The sequence below is a fragment of the Roseateles sp. P5_B10 genome (assembly GCF_056400485.1).
In genome coordinates this window covers 1-5,290 of record NZ_JBFULE010000359.1, presented here as the reverse complement: position 1 = coordinate 5,290, position 5,290 = coordinate 1, and the positions used below count along the sequence as shown (strand labels likewise).

Here is a 5,290-nt window from a genome sequence, read left to right as displayed (position 1 = left end):
CGCCAATACTGGGTTTCTGGCTCAATCCTTACTTCTGAAAACGACTCATGAGCCTCACTCCCGATGACGTGAGCCGCATCGCCAATTTGGCCCGGCTGGAACTGCAACCGGCTGAATCTGCGGCGCTGCTGGGCAACCTGAACGACTTCTTCAAGATCGTGGACCAGATGAGTGCGGTGGATACCGCCGGCGTCGAGCCGCTGTACACGCCGCTGTCGGCCATCCAGCAGGTGCAGTTGCGCCTGCGTGACGACGCCGTCACCGAGACCAACCAGCGCGAGCTGAACCAGCGCAGCGCCCCGGCCGTCGAGGACGGCCTCTTCCTCGTTCCCAAGGTCATCGAATGAAGCCCGTTCACGACATGGGCGTGGCCGAGCTGGCTGCCGCCCTGAAAAGCCGTGCCCTGTCCAGCCGCGAGGCGACGCAAAGCCTGCTGGAGCGCATTGCCGCCCACGCCAGCCTGGGCGCCTTCCTGCATGTGGACGCCGACGGCGCGCTGGCCCGTGCGGCTGCCGCTGACGCGGTGCTGGCGTCCGGCAATGCCGCTGCGCTGACCGGCGTGCCGATTGCGCACAAGGACATCTACGTCACGGCCGACATGCCGACGACGGCCGGCTCCAAGATCCTGGCCGGCTACCGCAGCCCGTTTGACGCGACCGTTGTCGCCAAGCTGAACGCGGCCGGCACGGTTTCATTAGGCAAGCTGAACTGCGACGAGTTCGCGATGGGTTCGGCCAACGAGAACAGCGCCTACGGTCCGGCGCACAACCCCTGGGATGTCAGTCGCGTGCCCGGCGGCTCGTCCGGCGGCTCGGCCGTCGCCGTGGCCGCCCGCCTCGTGCCCGGCACGACCGGCACCGACACCGGCGGCTCCATCCGCCAGCCGGCCAGCTTCACGGGCATCACCGGCATCAAGCCGACGTATGGCGTGTGCAGCCGCTACGGCATGATCGCCTTCGCCTCCAGCCTGGACCAGGCCGGCCCCATGGCCCGCTCGGCGCAGGACTGCGCGCTGCTGCTGTCGGCCATGAGCGGCTTCGACGAGCGAGACGCGACCAGCGTGCAGCAACCGCCGCAGGACTTTCATGCGCAGATGCTGGCGGCCCGCGAGGGCGCTTCTGCCGGCAAACCACTGAAGGGCCTGCGCATTGGCCTGCCCAAGGAGTTCTTCCCGGCGGGCCTGTCGGCGGACGTGAACGCCGCAGTGCGCGCGGGTCTGGCCGAGCTGGAAAAGCTGGGCGCCACGCTGGTGGACGTCAGCCTGCCGCGCACCGAACTGGCCATTCCCGTCTACTACATCATTGCGCCGGCCGAGGCGAGTTCCAACCTGAGTCGCTTCGATGGCGTCAAATTCGGCCATCGTGCGGCCAAGTACGACGATCTGCTCGATATGTACAAGAAGACGCGCGCCGAGGGTTTCGGCCCAGAGGTCAAGCGCCGCATCATGATTGGCAGCTACGTGCTGTCACACGGCTACTACGACGCCTACTACCTGCAGGCTCAGAAGCTGCGCCGCATGATCGCTGACGACTTCCAGCAGTGCTTCGCCCAGTGCGACGTCATCGCCGGCCCGGTGGCGCCCACCGTCGCCTGGAAGCATGGCGAGGGCAAGGACAACCCGACCCAGGCCTACCTCGCCGACATCTTCACGCTGCCCGGCTCGCTTGCTGGCCTGCCCGGCATGAGCGTGCCGGTGGGCTTGGGCGACGGCGGCATGCCCGTCGGCCTGCAGTTGATCGGTAACTACTTCAAGGAAGGGCAATTGCTGCACGCCGCTCATGCCCTCCAGCAGGCCACCGACTGGCATCTGGCCGCGCCCGCAGGATTCTGAATATGCCAACTTCCAAGCTCATCCGCGGTTATGAGGTCGTCATCGGCCTCGAAAACCACGTCCAGCTCTCCACGCAGAGCAAGATCTTCAGCGGCAGCTCGACCGCCTTCGGCGCCGCGCCCAACACGCAAGCCTCGCCGGTGGACCTGGCCCTGCCCGGCACGCTGCCGGTGCTGAACCGTGCCGCCGTCGAACGCGCCATCCGCTTCGGCCTGGCGGTCGGCGCCAAGGTGGCGCCGCTGTCCATCTTCGCGCGCAAGAACTACTTCTACCCGGACCTGCCCAAGGGCTACCAGATCAGCCAGTTCGAGATCCCGGTGGTGCAGGGTGGCTCGGTCGAATTCTTCGTCGGCGACGTCAAGCACAAGGTCAACCTGACCCGCGCCCACCTCGAAGAAGACGCGGGCAAGAGCCTGCATGAGGACTATCACGGCCAGTCCGGCATCGACCTGAACCGCGCCGGCACGCCGCTGCTGGAGATCGTCTCCGAGCCCGACATGCGCTCGGGTGCGGAGGCGGTCGAGTACGCCAAGACGCTGCATGCGCTGGTGATGTGGCTGGGCATCTGCGACGGCAACATGCAGGAAGGGTCCTTCCGCTGCGACGTCAACGTGTCGGTGCGCAAACCCGGCGAGCCCTACGGCACGCGCCGCGAGATCAAAAACCTCAACAGCTTCCGCTTCCTCGTCGACGCGGTGAACTACGAGGTCAACTGGCAGATCGACGAGCTGGAGGACGGCCGCCGAATCAGCCAAGCGACGATCCTTTACAACCCGGACACGGGTGAGACCCGCGCGATGCGCAGCAAGGAAGACTCGGCGGACTACCGCTACTTCCCCGACCCCGACCTGCCGCCGCTGGTCATTGCGCCGGAGTGGGTGGAGCGTGTGAAGGGTGAGATGCCCGAGCTGCCGCGCGTGATGGCGGCGCGCTTCGAGAGCGTCGATGGCCTGCCCGCCTATGACGCGACGATGATGACGCAGAGCCTGGCGACGGCGCGCTACTACGAGGCCGCGAAGGCCGCGGGTGCGGTTCCGAAGCTGGTTGCAAACTGGGTTATGGGCGAGGTGTCGCGCCGGCTGAATTCGGAAGACCGCGAGATTGATGCCGCGCCAGTCGGCCCGGAGTTGCTGGCCAAGTTGATCGTGCGCATTACCGACGGCACGATCTCCAACAACTCTGCCAAGCAAGTTTTCGAAGCCTTGTGGAGCGGCGAGGGCAAGGATGTCGATGCAGTCATCGACGCCAAGGACCTCAGGACGTCGAATGACACCGGCGCCATCGAGGCCATCCTCGACGAGGTGCTGGCCGCCAACCAGAAGTCGGTCGACGAGTTTCGGGCCGGCAAGGACAAGGCTTTCAACGCGCTGGTCGGCCAGGCGATGAAGGCGACCAAGGGCAAGGCCAACCCCGCCCTGGTCAATGAACTGCTGAAGAAGAAGCTCGGTTAGCCCAGGGTTTGCCCGAAGCTGAACTCAGCGCTTGGGCGTCGGCGGCGGTGCCGTCGGCGGCAGCTCGCCAAGCGGTGGCAGCGAGCCCGGCGTGGCGCCGGCCCAGAGTTTCTTCAGCCGGGCGAGCTCGGCGTCGAAGGTCTTGTTGATGCGCACGAGTTCGGCCTTCTGGTTCTCGATGAGAACCTGCTGGGCCTCGATGCTCGCGTCATTGGCGTCCAGCATCTGCTTGAGCTTGGCCGGCAGTGGGCGGCCCTTGTAGAACTCGGCCTCGTCGAGCAGGGGCTTGCGCTCGATGTTCAGGTCCTTGATGCGGCGCTCGGACATGCGCATGGCCTTGTTGGAGTCGTCCAGCGCGGCGTTGCGGGCGCGCTGGTGGGCGGCCTCGGTGGGATAGCGCAGCATCAGCGTGCGGTCGCGGCGGATGGCGTCCAACTGGGCAATGCGTTCCGCCGCGGCGCGGCGGTCCGCGGCCTCCTTGGCGGTGCGCTCCTCGGGGCTGAGGAAGGGCGGCAGCGTCGCGCGCTGCGAGCCGTCGGGGTTGAGCACGCGCTGTTCGCGCGTCGTGCACTCGGGGATGGGGCGGTCGCCGGTCAGCTTGCGGCCATCGGCCGTCGTGCAGGTGTAGATGCCCTTGGCGGGCGTGACGTCTTGCGCCAGCGCGGTGCTGGCGACGAACAGGCCGGCAAGAACGGGCAGGGCGGGCAGGACGCGCATCAGACCCCGTAACGCTCTCGGTAGGCCAGCACGGCCGGGCGGTGGGCGGCCAGCTCCGGCGCGCCTTCAAGAAAGGCCAGCAGGTCGGCAAGACCCGCCACGGCGACGACCGGCAGGCCGTAGCGCTGCTGAACCTGTTGCACGGCAGACTGCGGGCTGTCGACGCCGCCTTCGGCCGCCTTCTCCTGGCGGTCCAGCGCGATGCTCACACCACAGGGTGTGGCACCGGCGGCCTCGATCATCTGGATGGATTCGCGCACCGAGGTGCCGGCGGAGATGACGTCGTCGATGATCAGCACGCGGCCCTGGACCGGCGCGCCGACGAGGGTGCCACCCTCGCCATGGTCCTTGGCTTCCTTGCGGTTGTAGGCGAACGGCACGTTGTGGCCGCGGCGCGCCAGCTCCATGGATACAGCGGCGGCCAGCGTGATGCCTTTGTAGGCCGGGCCGAAGATCATGTCGAACTGCAGGCCCGAGGCAATCAGCCGCTCGGCGTAGAAGCCAGCCAGTCGCCCCAGCTTGGCACCGTCATCGAAAAGGCCGGCGTTGAAGAAATAGGGGCTGAGCCGGCCGGCCTTGGTCTTGAACTCGCCAAAGCGCAGCACGCCAGCCTCGACGGCGAAGGCGACAAAGGACTGGGCGAGAGAGTCGGTGGGCGCGGCGGACATGTGACAAAGATTCTAGGGGTCAAAAAAACAGGCCCGACCCCTAGAAGGGGCCGGGCCGTCGATGGTTTTCACCAAGTCGCGGGCGGGGCCCGCATGACGTCTTACGCTGAATCAGTTGAGGACCGAGCTGTCCAGGATTACCTGGCCAGGTCCGTCCCACAAGGTCAGAAACTGGCCTTGAACTGAACGCCGTAACTGCGCGGCTCGTTGACGATGCCGGTCAGGTTGTCGAAGTCGATGGCGGCGACGACCTGGCGGTGGTTGGTGATGTTGCGCGAGTAGGCCGCCACTTCATACTTGCCGTTGTTCCAGCCGTAGCCCACGCGCAGGCCGCCTTCCAGCGCCGACTTGGCCTTGTACTCGACGGCCTCGTACAGGAACATGTTGTACTTGTCCTTGTAGGCCCAGTCGGTCAGCACGCTCAGCTCGCCGTTGCCCAGCTCGACGCTGTACTTGAGCGTCCAGTTCCAGGTGACCTTGGGTGCGCGCGGGAGCGGGTTGCCGTTGATGCTGACCGTGCCAGCCAGCGGGCCGGCCGGGTCGAGCACCGTGCAGCCGGTGTTGGCTTCCAGGAACTGGAAGTTGGCATTGCCGCAGGGTTGCACGAAGAGATTGGCGTCCTT

General features: G+C 66.5%; 5 protein-coding genes and 1 pseudogene. 3 read left to right on the top strand and 3 right to left on the bottom strand.

What is annotated here, in order from left to right; translation table 11 throughout:
- Nucleotides 1–47 precede the first annotated feature (47 nt).
- From gatC to gatB, 3 genes are read left to right on the top strand one after another with little or no spacing between them, the layout of a single operon-like run.
- On the top strand, nt 48–347 hold the full coding sequence (gatC, locus tag AC1DU6_RS19280) for an Asp-tRNA(Asn)/Glu-tRNA(Gln) amidotransferase subunit GatC (RefSeq protein ID WP_056191485.1): 300 nt from the start codon (nt 48–50) through the stop codon (nt 345–347).
- Nucleotides 344–1,831 (top strand): Asp-tRNA(Asn)/Glu-tRNA(Gln) amidotransferase subunit GatA, encoded by a 1,488-nt coding sequence (gene gatA, locus AC1DU6_RS19275; protein WP_477858951.1) that lies wholly within the window; start codon nt 344–346, stop codon nt 1,829–1,831. The genes gatC and gatA overlap by 4 nt, the downstream gene beginning before the upstream one ends.
- Nucleotides 1,832–1,833: 2 nt before the next feature.
- Nucleotides 1,834–3,282, top strand: a complete 1,449-nt coding sequence (gene gatB, locus AC1DU6_RS19270; RefSeq protein WP_056191488.1) for an Asp-tRNA(Asn)/Glu-tRNA(Gln) amidotransferase subunit GatB — start codon at nt 1,834–1,836, stop codon at nt 3,280–3,282.
- Between the two features lie 24 nt (nt 3,283–3,306).
- Here gatB and AC1DU6_RS19265 read toward each other — a convergent pair whose 3' ends face one another.
- The 3 genes and pseudogenes from AC1DU6_RS19265 to AC1DU6_RS19255 form a co-directional block, all read right to left on the bottom strand.
- Nucleotides 3,307–3,999 carry a hypothetical protein gene (locus AC1DU6_RS19265; protein ID WP_056191490.1) on the bottom strand — a complete coding sequence of 231 codons (693 nt, stop codon included), beginning with the start codon at nt 3,997–3,999 and terminating at the stop codon, nt 3,307–3,309.
- Nucleotides 3,999–4,667: an orotate phosphoribosyltransferase gene (gene pyrE, locus AC1DU6_RS19260; protein ID WP_056191492.1), complete on the bottom strand. Its 669-nt coding sequence runs from the start codon at nt 4,665–4,667 to the stop codon at nt 3,999–4,001. The genes AC1DU6_RS19265 and pyrE overlap by 1 nt, the downstream gene beginning before the upstream one ends.
- Before the next feature lie 164 nt (nt 4,668–4,831).
- A pseudogene (locus tag AC1DU6_RS19255) lies at nt 4,832–5,290 on the bottom strand (TonB-dependent receptor); the annotation flags it as partial.